Annotated in this window: 21 protein-coding genes; 8 read left to right on the forward strand and 13 right to left on the reverse strand. The window is 72.7% G+C overall.

Features of this window, described 5'->3' with window-relative positions:
• Nucleotides 1-126 precede the first annotated feature (126 nt).
• The 7 genes from LXM90_RS22110 to LXM90_RS22140 all read right to left on the reverse strand — a co-directional run bounded on the left by LXM90_RS22110 (nt 127) and on the right by LXM90_RS22140 (nt 6,789).
• Nucleotides 127-1,395, reverse strand: coding sequence for an MSMEG_0569 family flavin-dependent oxidoreductase (locus LXM90_RS22110; RefSeq protein ID WP_020091621.1), 1,269 nt, complete (start codon nt 1,393-1,395; stop codon nt 127-129).
• Nucleotides 1,392-2,573, reverse strand: coding sequence for an MSMEG_0565 family glycosyltransferase (locus tag LXM90_RS22115; RefSeq protein WP_234081048.1), 1,182 nt, complete (start codon nt 2,571-2,573; stop codon nt 1,392-1,394). Before LXM90_RS22115 ends, LXM90_RS22110 begins: the two co-directional genes overlap by 4 nt.
• Nucleotides 2,570-3,565 (reverse strand): sll0787 family AIR synthase-like protein, encoded by a 996-nt coding sequence (locus tag LXM90_RS22120; protein ID WP_020091619.1) that lies wholly within the window; start codon nt 3,563-3,565, stop codon nt 2,570-2,572. Before LXM90_RS22120 ends, LXM90_RS22115 begins: the two co-directional genes overlap by 4 nt.
• A complete protein-coding gene (locus tag LXM90_RS22125) occupies nt 3,562-4,104 on the reverse strand; it encodes an MSMEG_0567/Sll0786 family nitrogen starvation N-acetyltransferase (RefSeq protein ID WP_020091618.1) in 543 nt (180 codons plus the stop codon). Before LXM90_RS22125 ends, LXM90_RS22120 begins: the two co-directional genes overlap by 4 nt.
• Complete coding sequence (locus tag LXM90_RS22130) at nt 4,104-5,207, reverse strand: MSMEG_0568 family radical SAM protein (RefSeq protein WP_020091617.1); 1,104 nt, start codon at nt 5,205-5,207, stop codon at nt 4,104-4,106. Before LXM90_RS22130 ends, LXM90_RS22125 begins: the two co-directional genes overlap by 1 nt.
• Complete coding sequence (locus LXM90_RS22135) at nt 5,161-6,237, reverse strand: Nit6803 family nitrilase (RefSeq protein WP_020091616.1); 1,077 nt, start codon at nt 6,235-6,237, stop codon at nt 5,161-5,163. The genes LXM90_RS22130 and LXM90_RS22135 overlap by 47 nt, the downstream gene beginning before the upstream one ends.
• A 69-nt stretch (nt 6,238-6,306) precedes the next feature.
• Nucleotides 6,307-6,789 (reverse strand): MSMEG_0572/Sll0783 family nitrogen starvation response protein, encoded by a 483-nt coding sequence (locus tag LXM90_RS22140; RefSeq protein WP_020091615.1) that lies wholly within the window; start codon nt 6,787-6,789, stop codon nt 6,307-6,309.
• A 359-nt stretch (nt 6,790-7,148) separates the two neighbouring features.
• On the opposite strand from LXM90_RS22140, the gene LXM90_RS22145 reads away from it, so the two are divergent.
• The 3 genes from LXM90_RS22145 (at nt 7,149) to LXM90_RS22155 (ending at nt 11,503) form a co-directional block, all read left to right on the forward strand.
• Nucleotides 7,149-8,588, forward strand: coding sequence for a PLP-dependent aminotransferase family protein (locus LXM90_RS22145; protein WP_020091614.1), 1,440 nt, complete (start codon nt 7,149-7,151; stop codon nt 8,586-8,588).
• Between the two features lie 440 nt (nt 8,589-9,028).
• A complete protein-coding gene (locus LXM90_RS22150; protein ID WP_234081049.1) occupies nt 9,029-10,513 on the forward strand; it encodes a methyl-accepting chemotaxis protein in 1,485 nt (494 codons plus the stop codon).
• 171 nt (nt 10,514-10,684) lie between these two features.
• Nucleotides 10,685-11,503 (forward strand): hypothetical protein, encoded by an 819-nt coding sequence (locus LXM90_RS22155; protein WP_020091612.1) that lies wholly within the window; start codon nt 10,685-10,687, stop codon nt 11,501-11,503.
• A gap of 52 nt (nt 11,504-11,555) precedes the next feature.
• On the opposite strand, the gene LXM90_RS22160 is transcribed toward LXM90_RS22155, so the two are convergent.
• The 3 genes from LXM90_RS22160 to LXM90_RS22170 all read right to left on the reverse strand — a co-directional run bounded on the left by LXM90_RS22160 (nt 11,556) and on the right by LXM90_RS22170 (nt 15,839).
• Entirely contained in the window at nt 11,556-12,269 is a 714-nt protein-coding gene (locus LXM90_RS22160) for a hypothetical protein (RefSeq protein ID WP_234081050.1), read from the reverse strand.
• Between the two features lie 88 nt (nt 12,270-12,357).
• Nucleotides 12,358-14,142 (reverse strand): glycosyltransferase, encoded by a 1,785-nt coding sequence (locus LXM90_RS22165; RefSeq protein ID WP_026604695.1) that lies wholly within the window; start codon nt 14,140-14,142, stop codon nt 12,358-12,360.
• The gene (locus LXM90_RS22170; RefSeq protein WP_026604694.1) at nt 14,142-15,839 is read right to left on the reverse strand and encodes a hypothetical protein; all 1,698 of its coding nucleotides are present in this window, start codon (nt 15,837-15,839) and stop codon (nt 14,142-14,144) included. The genes LXM90_RS22165 and LXM90_RS22170 overlap by 1 nt, the downstream gene beginning before the upstream one ends.
• A gap of 158 nt (nt 15,840-15,997) precedes the next feature.
• Between LXM90_RS22170 and LXM90_RS22175 the strand changes: the two genes are divergently transcribed.
• Together LXM90_RS22175 and LXM90_RS22180 are read left to right on the forward strand one after the other, a co-directional pair.
• Nucleotides 15,998-16,993: a glycosyltransferase gene (locus tag LXM90_RS22175; protein ID WP_020091609.1), complete on the forward strand. Its 996-nt coding sequence runs from the start codon at nt 15,998-16,000 to the stop codon at nt 16,991-16,993.
• A gap of 32 nt (nt 16,994-17,025) precedes the next feature.
• On the forward strand, nt 17,026-20,229 hold the full coding sequence (locus tag LXM90_RS22180) for a glycosyltransferase family protein (RefSeq protein ID WP_234081051.1): 3,204 nt from the start codon (nt 17,026-17,028) through the stop codon (nt 20,227-20,229).
• Nucleotides 20,230-20,284: 55 nt separating this feature from the next.
• On the opposite strand, the gene LXM90_RS22185 is transcribed toward LXM90_RS22180, so the two are convergent.
• On the reverse strand, nt 20,285-21,379 hold the full coding sequence (locus LXM90_RS22185; RefSeq protein ID WP_234081052.1) for an aldo/keto reductase: 1,095 nt from the start codon (nt 21,377-21,379) through the stop codon (nt 20,285-20,287).
• Between the two features lie 95 nt (nt 21,380-21,474).
• On the opposite strand from LXM90_RS22185, the gene LXM90_RS22190 reads away from it, so the two are divergent.
• Nucleotides 21,475-22,386, forward strand: coding sequence for a LysR family transcriptional regulator (locus LXM90_RS22190; RefSeq protein ID WP_234081053.1), 912 nt, complete (start codon nt 21,475-21,477; stop codon nt 22,384-22,386).
• 53 nt (nt 22,387-22,439) lie between these two features.
• On the opposite strand, the gene LXM90_RS22195 is transcribed toward LXM90_RS22190, so the two are convergent.
• Entirely contained in the window at nt 22,440-23,318 is an 879-nt protein-coding gene (locus LXM90_RS22195) for an SDR family oxidoreductase (RefSeq protein ID WP_020091605.1), read from the reverse strand.
• 122 nt (nt 23,319-23,440) lie between these two features.
• Between LXM90_RS22195 and LXM90_RS22200 the strand changes: the two genes are divergently transcribed.
• Nucleotides 23,441-24,331: a LysR family transcriptional regulator gene (locus LXM90_RS22200; RefSeq protein ID WP_020091604.1), complete on the forward strand. Its 891-nt coding sequence runs from the start codon at nt 23,441-23,443 to the stop codon at nt 24,329-24,331.
• A gap of 54 nt (nt 24,332-24,385) precedes the next feature.
• Here LXM90_RS22200 and LXM90_RS22205 read toward each other — a convergent pair whose 3' ends face one another.
• Nucleotides 24,386-25,339 (reverse strand): LysR substrate-binding domain-containing protein, encoded by a 954-nt coding sequence (locus tag LXM90_RS22205; protein WP_020091603.1) that lies wholly within the window; start codon nt 25,337-25,339, stop codon nt 24,386-24,388.
• 108 nt (nt 25,340-25,447) lie between these two features.
• Here LXM90_RS22205 and LXM90_RS22210 point away from each other — a divergent pair, with 108 nt between their 5' ends.
• Complete coding sequence (locus LXM90_RS22210) at nt 25,448-26,737, forward strand: D-serine ammonia-lyase (RefSeq protein WP_020091602.1); 1,290 nt, start codon at nt 25,448-25,450, stop codon at nt 26,735-26,737.
• Nucleotides 26,738-26,836 lie beyond the last annotated feature (99 nt).

A 26,836-nucleotide genomic window follows, 5' to 3' on the forward strand; every position in this document is an offset into this window, starting at 1 on the left:
CCAGCGTTCGCTCCGGAACACTGGAGGGGATCGGCACTTCGGCCGCGGATACCCGGCTTGAGCGGTCCGAATGCCGGGATGACCGAGGGGAGGTTTCGCCCGGGTTTGACCGGATGATGATCCGACTCACACCGCCCGCTTCAGGCCGACCGCACCGGCGCCGAGACGCGCCTCGATCACCTGCACGATGTACTCGGCGTCGCGGCCGACCGCGCCGAAGCGGCCCGAGCCCCACGTGTTCAGCCAGGGCAGGCCGATGAAGGAGATGCCCGCCTCGGCCGTGACGCCGCGCCTGTGCTTCGGCTGGCCGGCGCCGTTGAACACGGACGCGTCGAGCCACCGGAAATCCGGCGCGAAGCCGATGCACCAGACCACGCTGGCGATGCCGGACCCTTCGAGGGGGAGCGCGGTGACCGGCTCGCCCGGCTCCCAGACCGGCGCGTAGCGCGCCTGGACCGGCGCCGCGATGCCGGCCGCGTCGATATGGGCATCGATGGCCGCGTTGATGCCGTTGTAGGTCCGGTCGGCCTGGTCGAGCGCGGGCCGGAGGTTGTCCCGGAAGCGGAGCGCGCCCGCCGCGTAGTCCTCGAGGACGCCGTAGAGCGCCATGCCCTCCAGGGCGAAGCGGCGCAGGTCGATATCCCGGCCGCCGTCGCGACCGGTCACGTAGTGGTTGGTGTTGTCCCGGACACCGTCGCGCAGCGGGTGATCGTCGACGGTCTTCTCGTAGTAGCCCATGTCGGCGAGCCACGCGACGACGTCGCGGCCGCGGTAGAAGCGGGCGCAGCGGGGTGCGTCGCCCACGGCGAGATGTACCTGCCGTCCGGCGAGATGCAGGTCCTCGGCGATCTGCGCGCCGGACTGCCCCGAGCCGACGACCAGGACCGCGCCGTCGGGCAGCTGCGCCGGGTTCCGGTACTGATTCGAGTGGATCTGGGTGATCGCGGGCGGCAGCTTCTCGGCCATGCGCGGGACGATCGGCGTGTGGTAGCCGCCGGAGGCCACCACGATCTCGTCCGCGGTGTAGTCGCCCTCCGAGGTCCGGACCGCGAACACGCCGTCGTCGCGCCGCGCCACGCGCGTGACCGCCACGCCCTCGCGGAGCGGCGGCCTCACCTTGGCGACGAAGGCCTTCAGGTAGGCGACGATCTCGTCCTTCCTCATAAACCCGTCCGGGTCCGGCCCGTCGTAGGGGTGGCCCGGCAGGTCGCACTGCCAGTTCGGGGTGACGAGGCAGAACGTGTCCCAGCGCTGCGTCGCCCAGGTGTGCGCGGCCGTGTGCTTCTCGAAGACGAGGTGCGCGATGCCGCGCTGCTTCAGGTGGTAGCTGACCGAGAGGCCGGCCTGGCCGCCGCCGACGACGGCGACGGGAACGTGACGGGTCGTTGTCGTCATGGCTGCAACTCCGTGAAGGCTGCCGCGCCGCGGGCGCAGGCGGCGTAGGCGTCGCGGTGACGCGTCGCGCAGGCGCGCCAGGAATGGGCGGCCGCGCGCTCCAGCCCCGCCGCCCGCAGGCGGGCGCGGGTCCGCGGTTCCAGCGCCGCCGCCATGGCGGCGGCGATGCTGGCGGGGTCGGCGGGGTCGACGAACAGCGCGTCGGCCGGCGTCAGGTACTCGGTGAAGGGCGGCCGGTCGGAGACGATCGCCGGCGTTCCGCAGGCCATGGCCTCCAGCACGCAGAGGCCGAACCCCTCGGTCCAGGACGGGAAGGCCAGCAGGTCCGCGGCCCGGTAGAGCGCCGGCATGTCGGCCTGCGCGACGGGCCCCGTCTCGATGACGGCCGCGCCGAGGCCCACCTCCAGACCCGCGGCGACGAGGGCCGCGCGGCAGCGTTCGCGGTAGCCGGCGTGGTCGAGGAGCGAGGCTCCGCCCGCGACGACGAGCTGGGCATGCGGGTGGCGCGTCCGCAGGCGCGCGAACCCCGCGATGATGCCGAGGCTGTTCTTGCGCTCCTCGAGGCCGCCGACGCTGAGGACGATCGGCCCCGCGCCGAGCCCCCAGCGCGCCCGCAGAGCCGCGTCGCCCTCCGCGGCCGCGGGGCGATAGACCGACAGGTCGACCCCGTTGCCGACGATCCCGGCCTCGGCGCCGATCGCGTCCCGAATCCAGTCGGCCCACAAGCGGCTGACGCAGAGCAGCCGGCCCGCCTCGCGGATCGCGCGGTCCTGCCAGCCCGCGAGGACGGGGTCGGCGAAGCTGTCGACGTGGTGGACGGTCCGGACGAAGCCCGGGATCAGGCGCCGGTGCTTCAGGGTCGCGAGGGCGTTGCCGCCGATGCCGTCATGGGCGTGGAACACGTCGAAATCGCGGGCCGCCGGGCTCGCGAAGTGGCGCAGGTAGTCGTGGATGCGGGTTCGTACGAGGTCGGTCGTCCCGCCCGCGACCGGCTCGGCGGCGACCGCCACGGTCGCGCAGGACGCGTCTCGGAAGAACCCGCGGACGGACGGGTCGGGCGCGTGGACCACCGCCGCGTGACCGAGTTCGCACAGGGCCTCGGCGAGGGCGAGGCAGTGGGCGACGCCGCCGCGCGGGTTGGTGGAGTGGGTCAGGAGGGCGACGCGCAGCGGCTTCACGGCGTCGCCCCCAGGCCGTCCCTGCCGCAGCCGATCAGTGGGCCGGCGGCGAAGTCCCACACGATGGCCTCGGCGCCCGAGGCGTCCCGCACCCGGACGGCCCGGCCGGCGTCGAGGCTCCCGATCCGGGCCGCCGCGATGCCGCGCTCGGCGAAGCGCGCGGTGACGGCCGCCGTGCGGTCGGGGCGGACGCTGACGAGGTAGCCGAAGCTCGGGAACGCCGTCAGCCAGCGCGTGAGCGGGACGTGGTCGGGCCGCGGGATCGCGTCGAGGTCGATGACGCCGCCGACGGCGGAGCATTCGAGCAGCATCAGGGCCGTACCGACGACCCCCGCCATGCTGATGTCCTTGGCGGCGCCGGCCAGGCCGTCCTCGGCGAGGCCCGGCAGCAGGGCGAGATCGCCGCGCAGCCGCGCGCCCGGCGCGCCGGTGGAGGCGTCCCAGTAGGGGTGCGGGTCGCGGAAACGCCCGCGCAGGTCGATGGCGGCGACGAGGTCGTCGCCGGGCGAGGCGTCGAAGCTCGTCAGCAGGCGCGGTCCCGCCCGGCCGAGCACCGCGACCGCGAGGTTGCCGGCGGCCGCGCGGGTGTTGGTGTGGCCGCCGACCACCGGGACGCCGTAGAGCGCGGCGGCGTCGGACAGGCCGGCCAGGATCGGGTCGGCGGTCCCGGCCTCCCGGGCCCAGAGGGCGTCGACGACGGCGAGCGGGCGCCCGCCCATGGCGGCGACGTCGCTCAGGTTGACCATGATCCCGCAATAGCCCGCGAAGTACGGATCGTCGGCCACGAAGCTGTCGAGGAAGCCCTCGATGGCCAGCAGCAGGTGCCCGTCGCCGTCGGGGATCGCCGCGCAATCGTCGCCGACCGGCACGGCCGCGTGCCGGCTCCCGAGCCCGAGCCGCCGCACCACCGCGTCGATGTCGCGCTTGTGGCCGACCCCGCGGGCCTCGCGGATCTGGCGGGCCAGCGCCCGGACGTCGATCCCGGCGGTCACGCGGCCCTGCGGAAGGTGAGGAGGCCCTGCTCGGGATCGTGCATCGGCGGGTAGGCCGCGAGGTCCGCCTCCATCAGGCGGTGGGGCCGCCCGTGCAGGTCCAGCGCGTCGAGGCTCTCCCAGTGCAGGGCCTCGAACAGCGCGACGTTGCCCTCCTGGACGTGCGCGAGGAAGCGGGTGCAGCCCCGCGCGTGGGCCGAGGACACCGCGACCCGGATCAGGCCGGTGCCGAGGGCGGCGGCGCTGCGGAACGGTTTGGCGACGGCGAGGCGCGAGCCCCACCACGTTCCCGGGCGCGCGCCGTCTTCGTGGATCCGCACGGTGCCGACGACGGCGTCCGCGTCGCCGCCGAGCGTCGAGAGGGCGCAGACCGGGATGGCGTGCGCGTCGATCGCGTCGCGATCGTCCGCACTGAAGATCCCCTGCTCCGCGCAGAAGACCTGCCGCCGCAGGGCCGCGCAGGCGCGCCGCTCCCAGGGCGCGACCGCGAACTTCACCCGGAAGTGGCTGGGCCGGTACGGCGGAACGGGGTCGAACATCAGGCCGCCTCCCCCGCGCGCTCGTAGGTGGAGAGCGCCGAGCAGGCGCCGCACCGGCCGCAGCCGGCCTTGATGTCGGTGGAGCGCAGGTTCGCCCGCCCCAGCATCTCCGCGAGCGGCTTCAGGACGGCGTGCATGAAGTCGTGCCCGGGGGCCGGATGGCTCTCCAGCGGCGTGCCGGAGATCGGCACGAAGGGCACCACGAACGGGTAGACGCCCATCCCGATCAGCCGGTCGGCCATCGCGAGGATCGCCTCCGGCGCGTCGCCGAGGCCGGCGAGGATGTAGGTGGAGACCTGGCCGCGCCCGAAGACCGGGACAGCGGCCGCGAAGGCGTCGTAGTACCGCTCCAGCGGCACGCCCGCCTTGCCGGGCATGATCCGCGCCCGCACCTCGGGCGTGACGGCCTCGAGATGCATGCCCAGCGCGTCGATGCCTGAGGCCTTCATCCGCTCGAACCAGCGGTCGTCGTCGGGCGGCTCGCACTGGGCCTGGATCGGCAGGTCGACGGCCGCCTTCACCGCGAAGGCGCTCTCGCACAGGATCGCGGCGCCGCGGTCGGTGGCGTTCGGCGTGCCGGTGGTCATGACCATGTGCTTCACGCCGTCGAGCAGCACGGCGGCGCGGGCGACCTCGGCGAGCTGCTCGGGCGTCTTGCGGGCCACCGTGCGGCCGGCCGCCAGAGACTGGCCGATCGAGCAGAACTGGCAGGTCTTCGCGCGGCTCTGGTAGCGGATGCAGGTCTGCAGCACCGTGGTGGCCAGCACGTCGCGCCCGTGCAGGACGGCGATCTTCGCGTAGGGCACGCCGTCGAAGGTGGAGAGGGCGTAGAAGCGCGGGCGGCCCGGGAAGGTGACGTGGCCGACCACGACGCCCGCGTGCTCGATCACCGCGATCCCGTCCGCGTCCGGCGGGCGCACGAGGAAGGGCGAGTCGAAGGCGGCCTCGGTGTGGACCGGCACCATCACGGTGCGGCCCGCGATGGTCATCGCCTTGTGGTCCGAGGGGCCGGCGCCGCCGCGGCGGCTCGGCGCGCCGGCGCGGCTGTCGGCGAGCCTAACGCCGCAGGATTGCAACGCGTTGATCAGGCGCTCCGTCGGCATCCCGATCAGGCCCGTCGGGGCCGGCGGGGATATGGGACGGCGCGTCGGAAGCGGGCTGCTGCTCATGGTCGGGGCTCCGGGGGGCGGTCTGCGAACGGGCCGGCCGCTGCACGAAGGCGGCCGGGCGGTCGTCGTGGAGCAGGCTGAGGAGTTCCGGCCGCGCGTAGTGGCCGACCGAGTCCATCATCCGCTTGCGCTTGGTCACCAGCGCGAGATCCATGTCGGCGATCAGGATGCCCTCGCCCGGTCCCAGGGGATCGGCGAGGTGCTTGCCCTCGGGCGACACGATGGCGGTGCAGTTCCCGCCGCGGCAGGCGCCGCGCAGGCGCTCGTCCGGGCAGACCTGCGCGACCTGCGCGTCGGTGAGCCAGCCGGTGGCGTTGACCACGAAGCAGGCCGCCTCCAGGGCGTGGTGGCGGATCGTCACCTCCATCTGGTCGGCGAAGATCTGGCCGACGAGGGAGCCCGGGAACTGCGCGGCGTGGATCTCCTCGTGGCCCACCATCAGGGCGTAGCGGGCGAGCGGGTTGTAGTGCTCCCAGCAGGCGAGCGCCCCAACGCGGCCGACCGCCGTCTCCACCACGGCGAGGCCGGCGCCGTCGCCCTGCCCCCAGATCATGCGCTCGTGGTAGGTCGGCGTGATCTTCCGGCGCTTGAGCTTCAGGGCGCCGTCCGCGTCGAAGATCAGCTGCGCGTTGTAGAGCGATCCGTGGTCGCGCTCGTTGACCCCGACCACGATCACGGCCCCGTGGCGCCGCGCGGCCGCGGAGACCGCCTGCGTCGCCGGACCCGGCACGGCGACCGCGCGCTCGTAGAGGCGCAGGTGCTCGGGCCCCTGGAGCGCGGGCGGGAGAACGAACGAGAAGTACGGATAGTAGGGCACGAAGGTCTCGGGGAAGACCATGAAGCGCGCGCCCTTGGCGGCGGCCTCGTCGACGGCGTTGAGCACGCGCTCCAGGGTGCCGTCCGGGCGGTCGAGGTCCGGCGCGATCTGGATCGCGGCAGCCCGCACGATCCGGGTCTCTGACATGGGTGGTCCTCCGGCTGAGCCAGCGGCTGCGCGCGTCGCGCGCGGCCGCCGGGGGCGTTGGCGCGGCCGTCAGACGGTCCAGGTGTCGATGATCACCGCGTTGTCGCGCTTGTGCAGGAGGATGCAGTCGAGCACGTCGAGGGGGTTGATCATACGAATACCCTCGATGAAGGCCGCCTCGCTGTGCCCGTACAGCGCCTGTGTCGAGAAGCGGCAGGCGTAGACCTTGCCGCCCTCGGCCATGAACTTCTCGAGCTGGTTGTTGAAGTTGAGATGGCCCGGGAACGCCTCGTCGCCGAGCCGGGGGAACCCGCGCTGGACCCCGAGGGTGATGCCGGGGCCGTAGAGCAGGATCGAGGTCTCGAAGCCCTTGCGCTGCAGGCGGGTGGCCTGGAGCAGGTTGACGAGGCCGATCGAGCCCTCGAACGCCACGGTGTGGAAGGTGACGAGGGCCTTCTGGCCGGGTTCGGCCTTCACGTCCTCGAAGACCTTCTCCTCGTAGTCGACCAGGACGTCGCCCTTCTTGTGCGGCTCGCGGTTCACGGCAGGCATTGCTCACGCTCCTCGATGGTCTGACCGGCGGCAGGGGGGGCTGCGCACGTTCAGACAGTCGGATGGCAAGCCATGTGCCAGATCGGAGCCGTCAGGAATGCATTCAATAACGCGCCCTGCGATGCATACAATGATACGATCAATTGAGCGAAGTCGATCCGCTCGGTTCTACTCGACGACGCACAATTCATCATCAGGATTTGCGCACGTCGTCGCCAGATGACGCGCGCTTCGGCGACGAGTATTGTACGCATTGCACGCATCGGTCGCGCCGTGATAGGCCGTCACGCGCCCGGTACGGCGCTTGCAAGCCATACAATCGATCATTGATCGGTTTTCAGGTCGCGGGTGCTGGACGGATGAAGGCTGGCGGGCGGGGAGGACGGTCGGTCGACCGGGGCGACGCGGCCGGTATCTGGACGCCGGACCTCAGGCGCTGGGGCAAGCCCCATTACCTAGCCATCGCGGACGCGCTGGCGGACGACATCCGGACCGGCCACCTGCTTCCGGGCACGCGCCTGCCGACCCAGCGCGCGCTCGCCGCCACGCTCGACCTCAACTTCACGACCGTGTCCCGCGGCTACGTCGAGGCCCACAGGCGCGGCCTGATCGAGGGCCGGGTCGGTCGGGGCACCTTCGTGGTCGACCCGGCGGACGCCGCCCGCACCGCTGGGCCAGCCCTTCCCCGGCGGCCGGGACCGGTCGACTTCACCATGAACCTGCCCCCGGAACCCGACCTGCCCGGCCTGCGGGCCCGCATGCGGTCGTCCTTCGCGGAGCTCTCGGGCGATCTCGCCGACCTCCTGCGCTACCAGGGCTTCGGCGGGACGGAGGCGGACAAGGAGGCCGCGCTGCGCTGGCTCGCGGGTCGCGGGATCGCGGCGGCGCGCGAGCGCCTGCTGATCTGCCCCGGCGCGCACAGCGCCCTGTCCAGCATCCTGGGACAGGTCGCGCAGGCGGGCGACACGATCTGCGCCGAGCGAATCACCTATCCGGGTATCCGGACCCTCGCGGCGCACCGGGGCCTGCGCCTCGTCGGCCTCCCGATGGACCGCCACGGGCTCGACCCCGACGCCTTCGCGGCCGCCTGCACGCGGGGAGCGCCGAAGGCCCTCTACCTCAATCCGCTGCTGCAGAACCCGACCACCGCGACCCTGTCCCGTGCCCGGCGCGAAGCCGTCATCGCGACGGCCCGCCGCTACGCGGTCACCATCATCGAGGACGACGCCTACGCGCGCATCTGCCCGGCACCGCCGCCGAGCTTCGCCGAACTGGCGCCCGAGATCACCTACTACGTGGCGGGCGTCGCGAAGTGCCTGGGCGCCGGCCTTCGCCTCGCCTTCCTGATTGCCCCGAACGCGCGGGCCGCCCTGCCCCTCGGCGACGCCCTGCGCGCTGCCACCGTGATGGCGTCGCCGATCTCGACCGCGCTGACGACGCGCTGGATCACGGACGGGACGGCGGACGCCATCGTGGATTTCGTCCGCGCCGAGTCGGCCGCGCGCCAGAGCCTCGCGGCCGCGCTGCTGCCCTCCGAGGCCTACGTCGCGGACCCGCACGCCTTCCATGTCTGGATCACCCTGCCGGCGGGATGGACGCGCTCGGCCTTCGCCAGCCATGGCCGCGCGGCGGGTCTCGGGGTGGTCGGCAGCGACCCCTTCTGCGTCGCGGGGACGCCGCCCGAGGCCGTCCGCCTCTGCCTCGGCGGCCCTTCGACCCGGCAGCAGATCGCCCACGGGCTGGAGAGGCTGGCCCACGCCCTGGACGGCTCGCCGGCGCTGGCCTCGACCTACATCTGACGGAGCCGGCCGCGTCCCTTCGACCGGGCGTTAGGTCGGTCGAATCGTGTCGTTGCGTGGCATCCAGCCGCATCGCGCCGCGGCGCGCCGATCCGGCGGCGAAGACCAGAAATCCTATTCTCCGTAAGCATATGAACTTCCGTGCAACCTGAGATCATGACGGCGCCGGATCTCGGTGTCGAAATCCGTACCCTCGATTGTATTTTCCACGAGCACTGAGATCGAAGATTGCGTAAAAATTTACTGCTCTGGTAGTTTTGAACTATCCCAGACCTTCTAAATCTCGAACTATTGTGCCGTTCAGATTTAAGTCATCGTTCACGATTGTGCGCAATCATTATGCGAGGCCGTCATGCCGTGACAGTAAATCAGCGGCAGATCCCAAGCAGAACCGCGTGTTTGCACTCGGGATCCCGGCAATGACAAGAAGGGATGGGATCATGCTCGGCGCCCTGCGCGGTCGTGAAGGTCTGGCGGAGAAATTCGATGCCCTCGACCGCTCACAGGCCGTCATCGAGTTCGAGCCGGACGGCACCATCATCACGGCCAACGCCAATTTCCTGACGATGATGGGCTACGCCCTGCCCGACATCCGGGGCCAGCGTCACGCCCTGTTCGTGGAGGCGGCGCATCGGGAGACACCCGCGTACCACGCCTTCTGGGACGCCCTGCGGCAGGGCACCTGCCAAGTGGCCGAGTTCAAGCGGATCGCCCAGGGCGGCCGCCACGTTTGGGTGCAGGCGAGCTACAACCCGGTGCTCGACCGCGCGGGCCGCGTCGTGAAGGTCGTCAAGTTCGCGTCCGACATCACGGCGCAGAAGCTGCTGATGCTCGACTACGCCGGTCAGATCGCGGCGCTGCACCGGTCGCAGGCGGTGATCGCCTTCGATCCGGCCGGCACGATCCTAGACGCCAACGGCAACTTCCTCGAGACGATGGGCTATCGCCTGGAGGAGATCCGGGGCCAGCACCACGGCGTGTTCGTGGACCCGGCCGAGCGGTCGTCCGCCGGCTACCGCGCGTTTTGGGAGGGCCTGGGCCGGGGCGAGTTCAAGGGCGGCGAGTTCCGCCGCATCGCCAAGGGCGGCCGCGACGTCTGGATCCAGGCGACCTACAACCCGATCCTCGATGCCAGCGGATGCGTCCTGAAGGTGGTCAAGTTCGCCGCCGACATCACCGCGCAGGTCCGGGAGCGCCACCGGCGCGTCGCGGCGCAGCGGGCGATCGGCGTCGACCTCGACGCGATCGGCACCGCCGTCGAGGGCGCCAGCCGCCGGACCGCGGAGGCCGTCGACCTCGCCGGGCGGGTTTCCGGCGACATCCAGAGCGTGGCCTCCGGCGCCGAGGAACTGTCGGCCTCGGTGGGCGAGATCAGCCAGCAGGTCAGCCACGCGGCGCGGATGGCCGGCGAGGCCGTCGAGCAGGCCCGGCACACCAGCACGATCGTCGAGGGCCTGAGCGGGCAGGCGGCGCAGATCGGCGACGTCGTGACCATGATCCAGGGCATCGCGGCCCAGACCAACCTGCTCGCGCTCAACGCCACGATCGAGGCGGCCCGGGCGGGCCTCGCCGGCAAGGGCTTCGCGGTCGTGGCCTCGGAGGTGAAGGCGCTCGCCGAGCAGACCGCCAAGGCCACGGATCAGATCCGCGACCAGATCACCACGACGCAGGCCACCACGCGCGAGGCGGTGTCGGCGATCGGCTCGATCCAGGGCACGATCCGGGCGCTCGACGAGATCTCGGCGGCGATCGCGGCGGCCGTCGAGGAGCAGTCGGCGGTGACCCAGGAGATCTCCGGCAGCATGCACACGGCCTCCCGCGGGGTCGGGACCATCGCGGGCGGCATGGCGGCGATCGCGCGGGCCAACGAGCAGGTCGACGCGGCCACCCGCCAGGTCCGGGAAGCCGCGCGCGCCGTCGGCTGAGGTCGCCCGCCCCGGTTCCGGGCGCGCACCGGCGCTCGCGGGTCGCCGCGACCGGTTTCAGACGGGCGGAATCGCCAGCCGGCCGCTTTGGCCCGGACAGGCCGCCCATGATAGCGAGGGCGCGGCTCCGATGCCGGCCCGGGTCGGCGGCGCGACGCGCGGGAAACGACCTTGGCGGCGATTTGGCTGACGGCCCTGATCCGGGCGCTGACCTCAGGGACCGTGGTGGTGCTCGCCTCCGTCCTGGCCGAATGGCTGGGACCGGTCTGGGGCGCGCTCGTCGTCAGCCTGCCGGTCTCCGCGGGGCCGGCCTACGTGTTCATGGCGATGGAGCACGACGCCGCCTTCGTGGCCGGGGCGGCCCTGAACGGCTTCGCGGCGAACGCCGCGACGGGCCTGTTCCTGATCGTCTACGCCCACCGGGCTGCCGGCCGGGACATGACCGCCACCCTCGGGCCGGCGATCCTCGCGTGGCTCGCGGCGGCCCTGCCGGTCTCGGCACTCACCTGGACGCCGACGACGGCGTTCCTGCTGAACGCCCTGGTCTACGGGGCCGGCGCGCTCTCGACCCGGCACGTCGTGCGCGCGACCCTCGTGCGGAGCACCGTCGTCGCGCGGCCGCGCCCGCTGGATCTGCTGATCCGCGCGAGCGCCGTCGCGCTGTTCGTCGCGGCCCTCCTGGCGCTGAGTACGGCGCTGGGCCCCGCCAGGACCGGGGTCATCGCCGCCTTCCCGGTCACGATGACGAGCGCCTTCGTCATCCTCCATCGCCGCATCGGCGGGGCGGCGATGGCGCGGCTGGCGAGCGTCGCGATCCGCGGGGTGTTCGGCTTCGGCCTGACCTTGCTGACACTCCACCTGATGATCCAGCCCTACGGTGCCGCGCTCGCGCTGACGGTCGCGCTCCTCGTCTCGCTGATCTACTCGGCGGGTCTCCTCGTGGTGCAGCCCCGTCCCGGTCGGCAGGAGCCCGGCATCGTCACGCGCTGAGGCGCGCCGTCCGACCGCGACCTCGTCGCCAGGGCGCAGCCAACGAAGCGCCTCAGAAGCCATCGTCCTCCCGCTGCAGGGCCCGCTTGCGCCAGGCCGTGAGCAGGCTGGCGAGCGCGTCGGGATCCAGCCCGTAGCTGTCCGGCAGACCCGCGTTGCGCCCGATCAGGTGCCGGTTCATCGCCCCGAGGCGCGTCGCGCCGGCGTTCGCGTCATCGAAGGTCACGAGGCGTTGTCCCGAACCCGGCATGGAGACCGGCTCGAACACGCTCACGTCACGCCACCGGACGTGCCGCGCGCGGCCCAGCTGCACGACGGTGAAGCCCGTCTCGTCGAGGTGCAGCGCCGAGCCGCGGATCGCCGTCAGGATGAGGAAGGGGACGCCGCCGAGGAAGAGCGCGACGCCCGGCCAGAGCAGCAGTTGCATCGCCGTGGAGGGCGCCTCGTGCAGCACCATCCAGAGCGTGACGCCGCCGAAGCCGGCGGCCATCAGGGCCAAGAACAGGAGTTTCCGCACCGAGGCGCGCAGGATCACGGGGCCGGGGAACTGCGCCGCCAGCGACCCCGCCGACCGGCTCTCGGATTCGAGCAGGTCCGGCCGCAGCTGCCACACGGCGACGGCCGCGCACACGCCGAAGAACACCGTTGTCGTGACGCCGCCATCCGCGCCGGTGGCGATCATCCCGAGGCCGGCGGCGACGAAGAGGAGGCTGATGCCGAGCAGCAGGACGTTCCGGCCACGGTCGCCGCGCGCGAGTTTCAACACGATCGCCCCGCCCTCCCGCGACGCCGATGGCCGGTGTGGCCACCCGCTTCCGAGACGCGACCATACAGGCCGCGCCGCGAGGCGGCGATCACGCGCGCCGCGCCGTGTGGCCGCTCTCGCCCAGCATCGCCAGCACCTGCGCGGCCCCCTCCTCCGGCGCGATGCGGGACGTGTCGAGGAGCGGCACCCGCAACTCCTCCGCGAGCGCCCGATAGCCGGCGATCCGGGCCTCGGTCATGTGCTCCGACGGGTTCGGGACGCCGCGCGCGACCATGCGGGCGATGGTGGTGGGACGGTCGGCCCAGCACATGACGGTGAACGGGCGCGGCTCCCAGCCCGGACGAAAGGCCGGCGAGAGGAGCTGCGAGGCGGTGAACCAGTGCCGGTCGAACACGACCGGTCCCGGCGGGGCGTTGGCGATCGCCGCCGCCACGGCCGCGTGCGCCACGTCGTCGGCCAGCACGTGCTGCCCCGTCCGGGCGAGGTGGACCAGGATGGCGCCGACCGGACCGCTGAACGGGTTGAGCACCGTGGCGCCGAGCGCCTCGGCGACGTGCCGCGCGATACTCGACTTGCCGGAGCCGTCGAGCCCGTCGACCGCGAGCGCGATCCGCGAGGCCTGGGCGGCCTTCTGCTGGGCCCGCGTCAGGTTCGAGGGGTAGATGCGGCCCTCGCGACGGCCGTGCTCGAGGTAGTGCAGCTGCCCCTGCCACGCGTGCTCGAACAGCGCCGCGAGGTCGGCGTGCAGCCGGATATAGCCGAGGGCGTCGAAATCCTCCGGCAGGGGCCCGTCCCGGCTCGCGAGGTCGGCGAGGCGCAGCGCGGTCTCGCGCGGCGGGCCGGACGGGCGCACCGCATCGGTCCGGCCCGCCCGCAGCGCGATCGCCTCCGCGACGACGGCGAGCAGACCGTCCGCGTAGGTGTCCCAGTCGAGCGCCCGGATCCGCGCCCGTCCCGCCTCGGCCCGGGACGCGGCGCCGGCCGGATCGGTCGCGATCCTGTCCACGGCCTCCGCGATGGCCGCGCCCAGCGCCGCGTCCGGACCGTCCGGCACCACCAGGGCCGTGACGCCGTCCTCGGCGAAAGCCAGCGTGCCGTGCACGGTCGAGACGAGCGGCGTGCCGCAGGCCATCGCTTCCGCAGCCGGGTTGCACCAGCCGGCATGCGCCTCCGCGCTGCAGAACGCGTCGAGCCCGTGATACCACGCGGGCAGGTCGGACTCGGGCAGCGGCCCGTGCACGACGAGGCGGCCCGACGCCACCAGATCGGCGCGCGCGCCCACCAGCCCCCAGTCCGGCCGTCCGAACCAGTGCAGGGCCCACGCGTCACCGAGCTTGTCGAGCGCCGCGAGCTGCGCGGCGGGGCGCTTGTTGGCGATGCCGCCGAGCCGGCGCCGCGCGCCGCGCGCGGGCGGCGAGACGGGCGGCGCGAACAGCCCGCTATCGACCGCACCGACGAGGCGCCGCCACGGCAGGCCGAGGGCCTGGAGGGCGGCGTCGTCCCAGTGGTCGTTGTTCGCCACGACGAGGTCGGGCGCGAGGGTCCGCGTGACGCGCGCGTAGGCGTCGCGCCGCACCGGCGCGTTGAGGAGGTGCTGGATCCGGGCGCCGAAGTTCGGGGCCCGGAGGTCCACGAATCCCTCGATCGTGGCATCCGGGAAGCCGCCGCCGGGCACCATGACGGCGTCCCAGCTCGCGCGCGCGGCGTCCTCGCGGTGCAGGACTGGCAGCCGCGTCTCGAACCCGTCCTCGCCGGTGCCCAGAGTCAGGTACGCGAACGCGTGACCGCGACGCGCGAGCACCCGCCCGACCCGCTCGAACCGGAGCAGGCCGCCCGTCAGCGCCAGGTGGTCACAGGCGACGAGCAGCCGCATCACGGGGTTCCTCTGATGAGACGCAGGAGGCGAAGGGACAGGCCGCTGCCGTCACCGGCTGAAGCGCGGCGGGCGTCGAGGGTGTCCTGGAGGTGGTCGCGCGCGCGGTGCATCTCGGCCGCGTAGGCGATCACGCGGTCGGTGCGGCGGACGCTTTCGCGCGCGGCGGCCTCGTGCGCGGCGGCGTCGGCGGCGCGCGCGGCGCGCAGGGCCGCGTTCTCCTCGAGCAGCCGCGCGATCTCCGCGGAGGCCTCCGCGAGCGCAGCGCGCGGATCCGCGTCGATCCGGGTCTCTTCGCCGACCGGCAGGCGCGTCGCCGCCGCCCAGTCCAGGCCGCGCTCCGTCACCCGGTCGCTGACGATCGTCTGGAAACGGCTTTCCCGGGCCAGCCGGTCGGCGAGCTGCGCATCGTCCAGAGCCAGCCCGAGTCGCGGCAGCAGGGCGCGCAGGGCATCCAGAAGGGTCAGCGTGGACAGCCCGCCGGGACGCCAGTCTCGCGCATCGGTCAGCGCGTTGACCAAGCCCCGCACGGCGAGGTGGCCAGCGTCCAGAGGGACCCCGAGCTCCCATTCCAGGTCTATGAACGTGCCGTCGGCGCCCGAGACGAGATTCTTCGGGATGGCGTCGAGGGCCGGTCCCGGGAGGATCGTCTGGGTCTCGAGCAACGCTCCCGCCGCGAAGCGGCGCGAGACGGCTTGAAGCCACGTTCCGGCCCAGGCGGCGACGGCGTCCGGGCACCAGCCTTCCCGCGCCAGCCGCGCCTCGAGAACTTCAGACCAGAGGGAGCCCGGCACGTAGGTCTCCGACGGCAACAGGTTCGTGACGCCTCGAACCGCGGCGGGAAGGTCGGGATACGCGCGCGCGCGGCGCACCGCGATCTGCGACCCGGCCTCCGCGAAGGTCACCAGCCGCTCGAATTCCGGCCGGCGGCGCAAACCCGCGTGGATCGCCAGCCGGTCGTCCGGCGGCAGCGGCTCCGCCGATGCCGCGATCACGAAGGCGGGCGCCAGATCGCCGATGAGCCCCTGCTCCGCCACCGTCGCCCAGGCGCGCCGCGGCGAGAACAGCGCGCCCGCGCGGGCTGCCGGATCCGGCCCGGCCGCGCCGATCGCGAGCAGTCCGGGATCGAACCCGCCCGGCCGCGCGAGGCCCCGCTCGGCGATGAAGCTCACGGGCTCCTCCCGCCCCGGGAACGGGAACCACCATTCCTGATAGGCCAGGCCGCGGGCCTGCAGGGACCGTTTCAGGCCTGCCCGCGTGGGCAGCCGGAGGCCGTCCGACCTGAGGCGTCCCTCGAGGCTCGGGAAGCCGCGCTGCCCCACCGTCTCGGAGCCCGCAGCGAGTCCGTGGAGCGAGAGGGCGTTGTCGATGACGAGGATCAGCCGCCCGCCGGGCCGCAGCCGTTCCTGGGCCCAGGCGATCGTCGCGTCGAGCGCGTCCCGGCCCCCGTCGTCGCGACACGACAGCAGCCCCGTCAGCACGACGCCATCGAAGAGGGTGGAAGCCGGCAGGTCGGCGCCATCCGCCGTGGTGACGAGGGTGGCGTCGGAAGCCCAGCGCGCGCGGCTCCCCGCGTCGGGCTTCGGGCCCAGCAGCAGGAGCGTGCCGGTCAACCACGGCAGGAAGGGGCGCAACGCCTCGGCGCAGGGCTCGCGCGGCGGGTGCGGCGCGCCTATTGCCACTTCATCCCGTGCCATACTTCCTGATTGCCAACATTAAATTGCCCGGAATTACCCAATCGCCAAGTGGTTGGGGGAAATTAATCGACGAAATGGACATGCGACAGTTGCGTGTCTACTTACAATTGGCATTAACCTGCAATTAAAACTGGCCCGTCTCGCCGAGGTCACGAGGGATGAATTTCGTCAGCGCGATCTCGTTGGCCGGGCCGCACGTCCTGGTCACGAGCACCTTCCCCGATGCGCTCAACAGGAATCCCGGGATCCGGAGCGATCTGGCAGAGGGCTTCGCCGAACTGCTCGGCGCCGAGCGCGTCAGACACACCCCTCTGGAACTGGCGGTCGCGGCGGTTCGGGCGACCCGGCCGGATGTCGTGATCGCGGTCGGAAGTCTCGTGCCTGACCTGGCGGATCTGCGCGCGCTTCGGCGGGCCGCGGACGCCGTGGGTGCCGTCCTGATCTTCTGGCTGACGGACGACCCGTACGAGTTCGACTACGCCTTCAAGGCGGAACTCTACGCCGACATCGTTGTGAGCAACGATTCCTGGGCGGCGCAGCACTACCGGCACCCCGACGTCCACCACCTGCCGCTGGCCGCGGCGCCCGACCGGCATTTCCGGCCGATCGCCCCGGTGGCGGAGCGGGAGACAGTCCTGTTCTTCTGCGGCGTCGCCTACCCGAACCGCGTCGCCCTGATGCGCCGGATCGACGATCTCCTGTGCCGGCACGTCGTGGAGATCCTGGGCGCCGAGTGGCCGGACACGCTCCAATGCGCGGTGAACCGCCGCCTCACGCCGGCGCAGATGGCCGACTACGCCGCGGCGGCGCGGCTGACGCTCAACATCGGCCGCGACCTCGACGTGGCCAATCGCCGGCTGTCGCTCCCGCAGGCGACGCCGGGACCGCGCACCTTCGAGGTCGCCCTGTCGGGCTCGGCGCAGCTGTTCTTCGTCACCGGCCTGGAAATCTGCGCGCATTTCGAGCCGGACACGGAGATCCTGCTGGTGGACGGCGCGGCCGATATCGCGCGCGCCATCGAGCGGTCGCTCGACGAGCCCGGCGCGATCGAGGCGATCGCGCGCCGGGCGCAGGCGCGGGCGCTCCGCGAGCACACCTACCGGCATCGCGCGGCGCGCCTGCTCGACCTGAGCCGCCTGACGGTCCCGGCCTGATCACGCCGCCGCTGAGACGGACGAGACCGCGCATGTCCGACCTGTCGATCCTGCTGCTCGACACCGAGCCGCAGACCCACAACCGCTACCTCGTGCTCGCCATCGCGGACGCGCTGCGCCGGCATCCCGCGGTCGGCCGGGTCCATGTCGGCGGGCACGGCGATGCCCTGGCCGCCTTCGTCGAGCAGGGTCTCGACACGCTGATCGCTTTCGGCGGCGCGCGGGCGCACGCGCCCCTGGTCGGTCGGCTCGCGGGGCTCGCTCGGACCAGCGTGCTCTGGACCACGGAGGATCCGTACGAGCGCGAAGCGAACGTGCGCGGGTCGGGGGTCTTCGATCTGGTCTTCACGAACGACCTTGCCACGGTCCCGGCCTACGGAGGCCGGGCACACCACCTCGCCCTCGGCGCCTCCTCGCTCTTCCACGATCTCCCGGTGCTCGAGGACGACGCGCGCTACCGCTACGACCTCCTCTTCATCGGAACGGCGTGGCCGAACAGGGTCGCGACCCTGAACGCGCTCTCGGCCAAGCTGCCGCGGGACGTGAAGTTCAAGCTGGCGCTGCCGTGGAACGCGCATATCGGTCCGCCGGAGCTGGAGGACGAGGCGCTCGTCACGGACTGGCGCTGCGGCAACCGCGACTTCGCCCTCCTGGCGAACCGCAGTCGCGTCGTGCTCACCCTGCCCCGGATCTTCTCGGCGGCGCGCGCCGATCAGGCGACCGGTTCGACGCCGCCGCCGCGGCTGTTCGAGACGGCGCTGGCCGGCGGCTACCAGGTCGTGGTCTCGCCCGAGCCGGAGACGGCCGCCTACTACACGCCGGGCGCCGAGATCGCGCTCTGCGACGACGAGGCCGGTGCGGTCGAGGCGATCCTGACGGCCCTGACCGAACCGGAGGCCCGCATCGCGCGCGCGCGCGCCGCGCAGGCGCGGACCCGCGCCGAGCACCTCTACGACCATCGCGTGGCGACGATCCTGGACGCGGTGATCGACCGGCGCCGGACGCAGACGCGCCGGCCCCCCCTCGAACCGTCAGCGCCCCGCACGGTCCTGATGCTCACCCACAACCGGATGGGGCATCGTCCCGGCGGCGGGGTCGAGGTCTATCAGGAACTGCTGACCGAGCTCGGCGAGCCGTACCGCGTCCTGTTCCTCTTCTCCGTCTTCGGCGACGGGCGCTGGTCGCTCCGGCTCGAGGGCCCGGGGATCGCGGAGAGCTTCGCCTGCGGTCCCGTCACGCCGCCGCTCTCGACGGACCCGTTCGTGGAGGGGATCTTCCAGAGACTGCTGTTCGAGCATCAGGTCGACCTCGTCCACATCCATCACCTGATGCACGTCCCGCTGTCGCTGCCGCTGATCGCGCGGGCCTGCGGCATACCCACCGTCTACCACCTGCACGACCATTTCCTGATCTGCGAGCGCTGGCTGCTGCTCGATCACACCGGCCGGTTCTGCGACGTCGTCAATCGCGGGGCGGACCAGTGCGACGCGTGCCTGGTCTCGGGAAACCAGTATCCGCCCGGCTCCAAGGCGCGCCGCGACGGCATGATGACCCTGGTGACCGACGCGATCGACGCCTTCGTCACGAGCACGCCCGCCACGGCGGAGTACCTCCGGCGCTACTTCCCCGGCATCCCCGCCGACCGGATCGTCGAGATCCCGATGGTGGCGCCGAACACCGCGCCGGCCGGGGCGCGGCCGGTGTCCAGGCGCAGGCGCGACGGCGATCGGCTGACCGTGGCGATCCTGGGCAATCTCGCGGCCCACAAGGGCGGCCAGCAGGCGATCAACCTGATCCGGAGCTGCGAGGCCTATCCCATCCATTTCAAGGTGATCGGCCGCATCGACGACCCGTACCGCGAGGCGGTCGCGGGCCTCGGACCGGATCAGGTCACCGTGACCGGCGCATACGAGCAGCACGCGATCGGCGGCCTGCTGGCCGGCTGCGATGTCTCGCTGCACCTCTCGACCTGGCCCGAGACGTTCGTCATCGCGCTGACGGAGGCGTGGCAGGCGGGCCTGGTCCCGATCGTCGCCGATATCGGGGCCCTGGCCGAGCGCGTCGAGGACGGGATCGACGGGTTCAAGGTCCCGCCGGACGATGCCGGCGCCGTCCGCGCGCGCCTCATCGCGCTACACTACGATCGCGCCCGCCTCTCCCGGATGCAGGCCTCCATCGGCCGGAAATCCTTCCCCGACACCGACGGCCACCTCGGGTCGGTCCGCGCCCTCTACGAGCGCCTGATCGAGGCGCGGCCGCTGCGCCACGGACGGGTTCCCAGCCACCTGCGGCACGGTTTCGACCTGCGGCTCGAGACCCTGGGATACCGGACGAACGCCGCCTCCTGGACCAGCGCGGCGATCGCGTGGGATGAGGCGGCCCGAGCGCCGGAGGCGTCGCCCACCGTGATGGCGGCGGCGCGCGCGCGCCCGGTTCCGGAGATGCCCGACGCGTTCCGGCGTCTAACGCTGAGGCCGGTCCGGCGCAGCGAGTGCGGCTGGAGCCTCGACGTGCTGCGCACGGACGAGCGCCTTAACCGGAGCCTGGATCTCTCGTTGGTCGTCGCGCGGGCTTCCGTGTTCCTGCGCGGCTGGCTGCACGTCTCGGGGCCGGCGCCGAAGGCGATCTACCTGCGGCTGACGGGTCGCACCGGGACATCGTGGGTCGCCCTGCAGAGCGATCTCCGTCCGGACGTGGCCAAGTGGTACGGTGAACCCGCCGCCGCGACGTCCGGCTTCACCGGCCAGATCGACGTCGCGGGGATGTCCTTCGGACGCTACGCGCTCGCGATCGTCCAGATCGCCGACGGTAGCCTGCGCATCCTCGAAGACGTCGCTTCGATCTTCATCGCCCCCGACACCGAGCCGCCGGCGCGCTTCGTTCCGGAGCCGCGCCATCTCGTCAGCGGGCCGCCGCACGTCCCGGATCTGCACCACAGCCTGCCGGATGCCGGCGACGCGCTCCGCGTGTCGCCGGGGCAGCTCTGGGCCGCGGAAGTCGCGTTCCCCGGGACCGCGCCCCGGCTCGGCAAGGACACGCTGGCGGTGTTTCGCGGCACCAACGGTCAGACGTGGCGGGCGCCCGTCCTCAAGATCGACGAGCGGACGGTGCGCATCACCGCCTCCGTCCCGAACATCGATCCGGGCGCCTACACGGTGTCCCTGGCCGAGCCGCACAACAGGACGTTGCGGACCCTCGCGACGCTGTTCCGCACCCAGGTGGCGCGTTCGGAGTGACGGGAATCACCGGCAAGCCCGGTCTCGATCCCCCGAGCCGACCCCGGACGTGGGCCTACCACGCCTCGACCCGTTCACCGCCGAAGATGCGCGAAGTCGGCAGCTCGAAGATGAAGTAGGGATTGAGTTGCGGCGGAGCCGCGGCCTCATCCAGGCGGGACTGCTGCTCGGGCGTCAGGACGACCTCGAGGGCGGCGATGTTCTGCGCCAGCTGCTCCGGGCGGCTCGCCCCGACCAGGACCGAGGCGACGCCGGGGCGCCGCGCGACCCAGGCCAGCGCCACCTGCGCCATCGGTCGGCCGACGTCCGCGGCGACCGCCCGCAGCACGTCCACCACCGCGAAGTTCGCCTCGGTGAACAGCATGCCGCCGAAGGGGTTGTCGCCGTTGAGCCGGCCGTCGCTGCCGCCCTCGGCCGCGTCGCCGGCCCGGTCCGGGAGCGAGCCTGCCGGACCGGCCTGAGCGAGCTTCTCGCGGCCGTACTTGCCGGTCAGCAGGCCGGCCGCCAGCGGGCTCCAGGGCACCAGCCCGAGCCCGAGGGCGCGGCCCGCGGGCAGCACATCGAGTTCCACGCCCCGGTCGAGCAGCGAGTAGGCGTATTGCAGGCCGATGGGTTCCGGGAGGCCGTGGGCACGGGACAGCGCGGCGATCTGCGCGGCGTACCAAGCGGGCGCGTTCGAGAATCCGTAATACAGGATGTCGCCGCGCGCGACGGCGTCGGTCAGCGCCCGGAGGACTTCCTCCGGCGGCGTGGTCCGGTCCCAGACATGGGTCCAGTACAGGTCGATCCAGCCGGTCCTGAGACGGCGCAGGGAGCTCTCGAGACCGGAGCGGATGTTCCGCGCGCTGTTGCCTCCGGCGAGCGGCGTGCCCTGCGCGCGCGGGAAGCCGGACTTCGTCGCGACGACCAGGCGGTCGCGCAGACCGCGCGCCGCGATCAGGTCGCCGAGCATCGTCTCGCTCGCACCGCCCGCGTAGACGTCGGCCGTATCGAGGAAGTTGCCGCCCGCTTCGACGTAACGGTCGAAGATGGCCGCCGAGACCGTCGCGTCGCTGCCCCAGCGGGCGGCGCCGAAGGTCATGGTCCCGAGCGCAAGGGGGCTCACGGCCAGACCCGAGCGTCCCAGGGTTCGATAGTGCCTCAGATCCATCGCCGCACCTCACTGTTGAGGGCTTGGTCGTAGTCCGGCGTCGGGATCGGGATTAGCCGTGGTATTCCGCATGCACCTGTGAGCACAGTTCAGGAATGCGGCGCGGCACCCTCGAAGATCTGGCGGCTTTCGCGGCGGTGGCGCGCCATCGCAGCTTCACGCGGGCGGCCGCGGAGATGGGGCTGTCGCCCTCCGCGCTCAGCCACACGATGCGGGCTCTGGAGGCGCGTCACGGCGTGCGCCTGCTGGCCCGCACCACCCGCAGCGTCGCGCTCACTCCGGCCGGCGAGCGGCTGCTGCGGTCGGTCGGCCCCGCGCTCGAGGACGTCGCGCGCGGGCTCGACGCGCTGGCCGAGTGGCGCGGCGCGCCGTCGGGGCGGCTGCGGCTGACGACCTTCGCGTACGCCGCGCGGGCGATCCTCGAACCCAGACTGCCCAACTTCCTGATCGACCACCCGGCCGTCTCGGTGGAGGTGATCGTGGACGACCCCCTGACCGACATCGTCGCCGCCGGCTTCGACGCCGGGATCCGCTTCGGCGAGACGGTCGAGCGCGACATGGTGGCGGTCCGGGTCGGACCCGACCTGCGCACGGTGGTCGTCGCGACCCCGGACTACTTCGCCCGTCACCCGCGCCCGGAGAGCCCGGCTGACCTGGAAGCGCATTGCTGCGTGAACTACCGGCTCGTCGGCGGCGGTGGGTTGCTGCCCTGGGAGTTCGCCCGCGACGGCCGCGAGATCCGGGTGCGCGCGGCCGGCCAGCTCGTCGTGAACGATGGCCGGCTCGCGGCCGCCGCGATCCGGGCCGGTGCCGGGCTCGGCTACATGCTGGAAGACGAGGCGGCCGACGACCTAGCCGCGGGACATCTCGTCCAGGCGCTGGAGGCGTGGTGTCCGTGTTTTCCCGGCTGCCACCTCTACTACCCCGACCGGCAGGTCACGCCCGCCCTGCGCAGCCTGATCGACGCGCTGCGGTGGCGGGAGGCGCCGTCGCCTCCCTGCCCGTGAGACCGTGCCCGCGTGACAATGCCTGCGAGACCGTACCCGCGGGGCCTCCCCGCTCAGGCGCCCCGCCAGTCGCGGGCGACCTCGCCCGCGAAGTCGCGGTAGCTGCGCGGCCTGCGGCCGAGGAGCCTCGCGAAGTCCGCAACCTCGGCCTCGGTCGCGACGGCGCCATCCTCCTGGTAGCGGCGCATCATCACCCGCAGGTCATAGGCGAGCCAGGCGGGGGCGAAGCTCCGGAGCCGCTGCTCCAGCGCGTCGAGATCGTCGCCTCCGTAGCGGACCGCGCGCCCGAGGGCCTCGGACCAGATCTCCGCCAGGGCGTCGCCCGTCAGGGCGTCCGGCCCGACGACGTCGTAGGTCTCGGCCGGAAGACGGTCGGCCGCGCGCTCGCGGCGCAGCAGCGCGTTGGCCGCCGCCTCGGCGATATCGCGCACGTCGACCATCGAGACGCCGGCCTGCCCGAGGGGCACGGCATACAGGCCGGCCCCGAGAAGCGGCTCCTTCTGGGCGAGGTCGTTCTGCATGAAGTAGGAGGGCCGCAGCACCGTGGCGGGCAGGTCGAGGGCCGCGATCATCCGCTCGACGGCGTGCTTGCCGGTGAAGTGCGGGGCATCGACGAAGGCCTCGCTCTTGAAGACCGAGAGATAGACGATGCCGCGCACGCCCGCGTCGCGGGCGAGGCTGAGCGTCGTGATCGCCTGGGTCAGCTCGTCCGGCGCGTTGGCGACGAGCAGGAACAGGGTGTCGACCCCGACCAGCGCCGCGCGCATCGCGTCGATGTCGGCGGGATCGCCGCGGGCGGCCTCGACGCCGGAGGGGAATCGCGCCTTCTCGGGCGAGCGGGTCAGAGCGCGCACGGCGGCCCCCGCGGCGACGAGATGATCGATGACGGCGGAGCCGATGCGGCCCGTGGAACCGGTGACGAGGATGGTCATGGCGGATCTCCTGGATGCGGGGCGGCCCCGAGCGGGCCGCCGATGATCCGAAGATGCGCCGTTCCTTTTCTGAGCCATAGTCGGCAAGATCGGGACTGGGTGTCCCGGATCTGGAACAGCACATGGACCTCGCGGCGCTCGCCGACTTCAATCTCGTCGCCGGCCACGGCGGCTTCGGCCGCGCCGCCCGGGCGAGCGGGCGGCCGAAGGCGACGCTGTCGCGGCGCGTCGCCGAGCTCGAGGCGAGCCTCGGGACGCGGCTGATCGAGCGGGGCGAGCGCAGCCTGCGCCTGACAGAGGCGGGGGCGCTCCTCCACGCCCGGACGGGGCCGCTGCTCAGCGAGATCGCGGAGGCCGGCGCCGTCGTCGGTGGCGGCCTCGACCGACCCCGTGGGCGGCTCCGGGTGAGTGCGCCGCTGCTCCTGTCCGACACGCAGCTCGGCCGCGTCGCCGCGGACTTCGCCCGCGCCTATCCCGAGGTCGAGCTGGAGATCTCCGCCGAGGACCGGTTCGTCGACCCGATCGAGGAGGGTTTCGACGTGATCATCCGGGTCAATCCGAAGCCGGACGAGCGCCTCGTCGGGCGCTGTGTCCTGCGGGACGAGCTCTGGCTGGTGGCGCCGCCCGAGGTCCCGCGTCCCGAACAGTCGGCCGGGACCGACGCGGCGACCGTGCCGGCGGCGGTGCGCTGGACGCCGCGTCAGGACGAGACGTGGCAGGTCCATGACGGCCGGACGCGCCGGACCTACGCGCCCGTGCCGGTCCTGCGCCTGTCCTCGCTGCCGATGCTGCGCGACGCCGTGGTGGCGGGCGCCGGCGCGGCGCTGCTCCCGCGCTCGCTTGTCGGGGGCGACGTGGCGGCCGGACGCCTCGCCTGCTGGGGCTGGCTGGAGGGGCCGCCGACGGAGCTGTGGGCGCTCCACACGTCCCGGCGCTTGGTCAGTCCCAAGGTGAACGCCTTCGTCGCCCATCTGGCAGCCGCGCTGTCGACGGATCGACCCGCCCGGCGGTAGATCGAGCGTTCGAACCGAGGGGCGCCGAGCGCGGCGCGCGCGCGGGACGGTGCCCTATCCGCATTCTGCCGCACCGCCCCGACGCGGCGCCTCGGGCGAGCCCGGCGGACCCGCCATCGTCCGGCCGAGCCAGTCCACGAAGGCCGCCGCCGGCCCTGCGGGTGGCAGGGCACGCACGAGAACGAAGTACCGGAGCCCGTTCATGAGGGCCGCGTCGCAGGCGGGCACGAGGCGCCCGTCGGCGCGATAGGGCGCGACGATCAGCGATCGCCCCAGGGCGATGCCCGAGCCGCCGAGCGAGGCGCGCAGCGCCAGTTGCGCGAGGTTGAAGTAGAGATTCTGGACGCGGCCGCCCCAGGGCGCCCCATGGACGCCTATCCAGCGATCCCACTCCTCCGAGACGCTCGCGGCCGCCTCCCACGGCGTCGCGTCGTGGAGCAGCACGACGGCCCCGCCGGGATCCGCCGCATCCCGGTAGGCCGGGGCGCAGACCGGGTAGACCGGCTCGGGATGGTCGAAGACGACCGTCGCACTGGGAGGCGGCGCCGGGCCGTAGCGGATCGCGACGTCGATACCGGACTGCGCCATGCGTCCCGGATCCAGGTCGTGGGTCTCCCCGAAGACGGCGACGTCGATGTCGGGATGCGTGTCGCTGAAGGCTTTCAGCCTTGGCGCGAGCCATTCCGAGGCCAGGGAGGGGACGCAACTGATCCGCAGCGTCGCCCGGCCCTCGCGCCGTTCCCCCCGGAGCAGGGCCTCGCCCATCCCGTCGAAGCCGCTCCGCGCCGCGGCGAACAGGTGGTGACCCGCGGCAGTCAGCCGGATCTCGCGGGTGCCCCGCTCGAGCAGCGGGTAACCGAGGCGCCGCTCCAGCCGCTGGATCCGCTGCGTGACCGCGCTCTGCGTGACGGCGAGGCGGTCGCCCGCACGGGCGAAGCCGCCCGCCTCGACCAGGACGCGGAAGAAGAACAGGTCGCCGGCCAGGCGCGCGTCGAGCCTGACGGGCATGCCCGATCATAAGCGGGCCTAATAGACCGCACCAGAGAATATAATTGGCCGCATGAGCGCCGCTCGCGCAGGGTCGGCGCGGACAAACCGGGCAGGATCGGGAGCGCCATGGCAGCCGTCGACGGGATGCAGACTCAACCGCCGTGCGACCGGATCCCGGAGGCGGTCAGGCGCGCCAGCCCCACGGTCTGGATGAACCCGGCGCTGGACGCCACCGCGTCCGTCCTGCCCGGACTCGCGACCGGCCGTGCCGACGTGGACGCGGCCGTGGCGCGCTGGCAGCGGTTCGCGCCGCTCTTGGCGCGCCTCTTCCCCGAAGAGGGCGCCGGCCGGATCGACTCGCCGCTCGTCCCGCTGGAAGAGCGCCTGTCCCGTGACGTCCTGGACGGCGCCGACGGGCGCGTGCTGGTGAAGGCCGACCACGCGCTGCCGGTGACCGGCTGCATCAAGGCGCGCGGCGGCGTCTACGAGGTCCTGGCCTATGCCGAGGACCTGGCCGCGCGGGCCGGGCTGCTCACCGAGGGGCGATCCTACGCGGCCTTTGCCGACCCGGAATTCCGCGCCCTGTTCGCCCGCCACGTGATCGCGGTCGGCAGCACCGGCAATCTCGGCTTCAGCGTCGGCCTGATGGGGCGCTCGCTCGGCTTCGCGGTCGAGGTCCACATGTCCCACGACGCCAAGGCGTGGAAGAAGCAGCGCCTGCGCGAACTCGGCGCCCGCGTCGTCGAGCATCGCGGCGATTACGGGGCGGCGGTCGCGGCGGCCCGCGGCGCGTTCGCCGGCCGCGCGGACGCCCATTTCGTCGACGACGAGGATTCCGTCGACCTGTTTCTCGGCTACGCGGCCGCGGCCCTCGACCTTCAGCGCCAGCTCGCGGAGTCCGGGATCGCGGTGGGCCCGGCGCAACCCCTGTTCGTCTATCTGCCCTGCGGCGTGGGCGGCGCGCCGGGCGGCGTCGCCTTCGGCCTGAAGCTCTTGTTCGGTGACGCCGTGCACCCGGTCTTCGTCGAGCCGGTCGCGTCCCCGTGCATGCTGGTCCAGCTCGCGGCCGGTCTCGAGCGCACGGTCAGCGTCTACGATGTCGGCCTCGACAACCGCACCGCGGCGGACGGGTTGGCCTGCGCCTCCGCGTCGATGCTGGTGGCCCGGACGCTCGAGAAGCTGGTGGCCGCCGTGGTCACGGTGCCCGACGACGCGCTGTACCGCTGGCTCAGGGTGATGTGGACCGAGGCGGGCCTGCGCCTGGAGCCCTCGGCGGCGGCGGGCTTCGCGGCGGCCGGGCGCTTCGCCGCCACGCTGCCCGCGGCGGTCGGCGCCGCGGCCACCCACGTGATCTGGACGACCGGCGGCGCGCACCTCCCGGCCGAGGAATTCGAGGCGGCCCTCGCCCGCGGTTGAGGCGCGCTGGACGTCGGATCAAAAACCGAGACCGCGCGGCCGCGGCTCCTGGATCGTGCCCGATCGCCAGGCGATCCGCGGCCGATTCAAAGTGAGGGC

Origin of the sequence: Methylobacterium oryzae (assembly GCF_021398735.1) — a bacterium.
GTDB lineage: Bacteria > Pseudomonadota > Alphaproteobacteria > Rhizobiales > Beijerinckiaceae > Methylobacterium.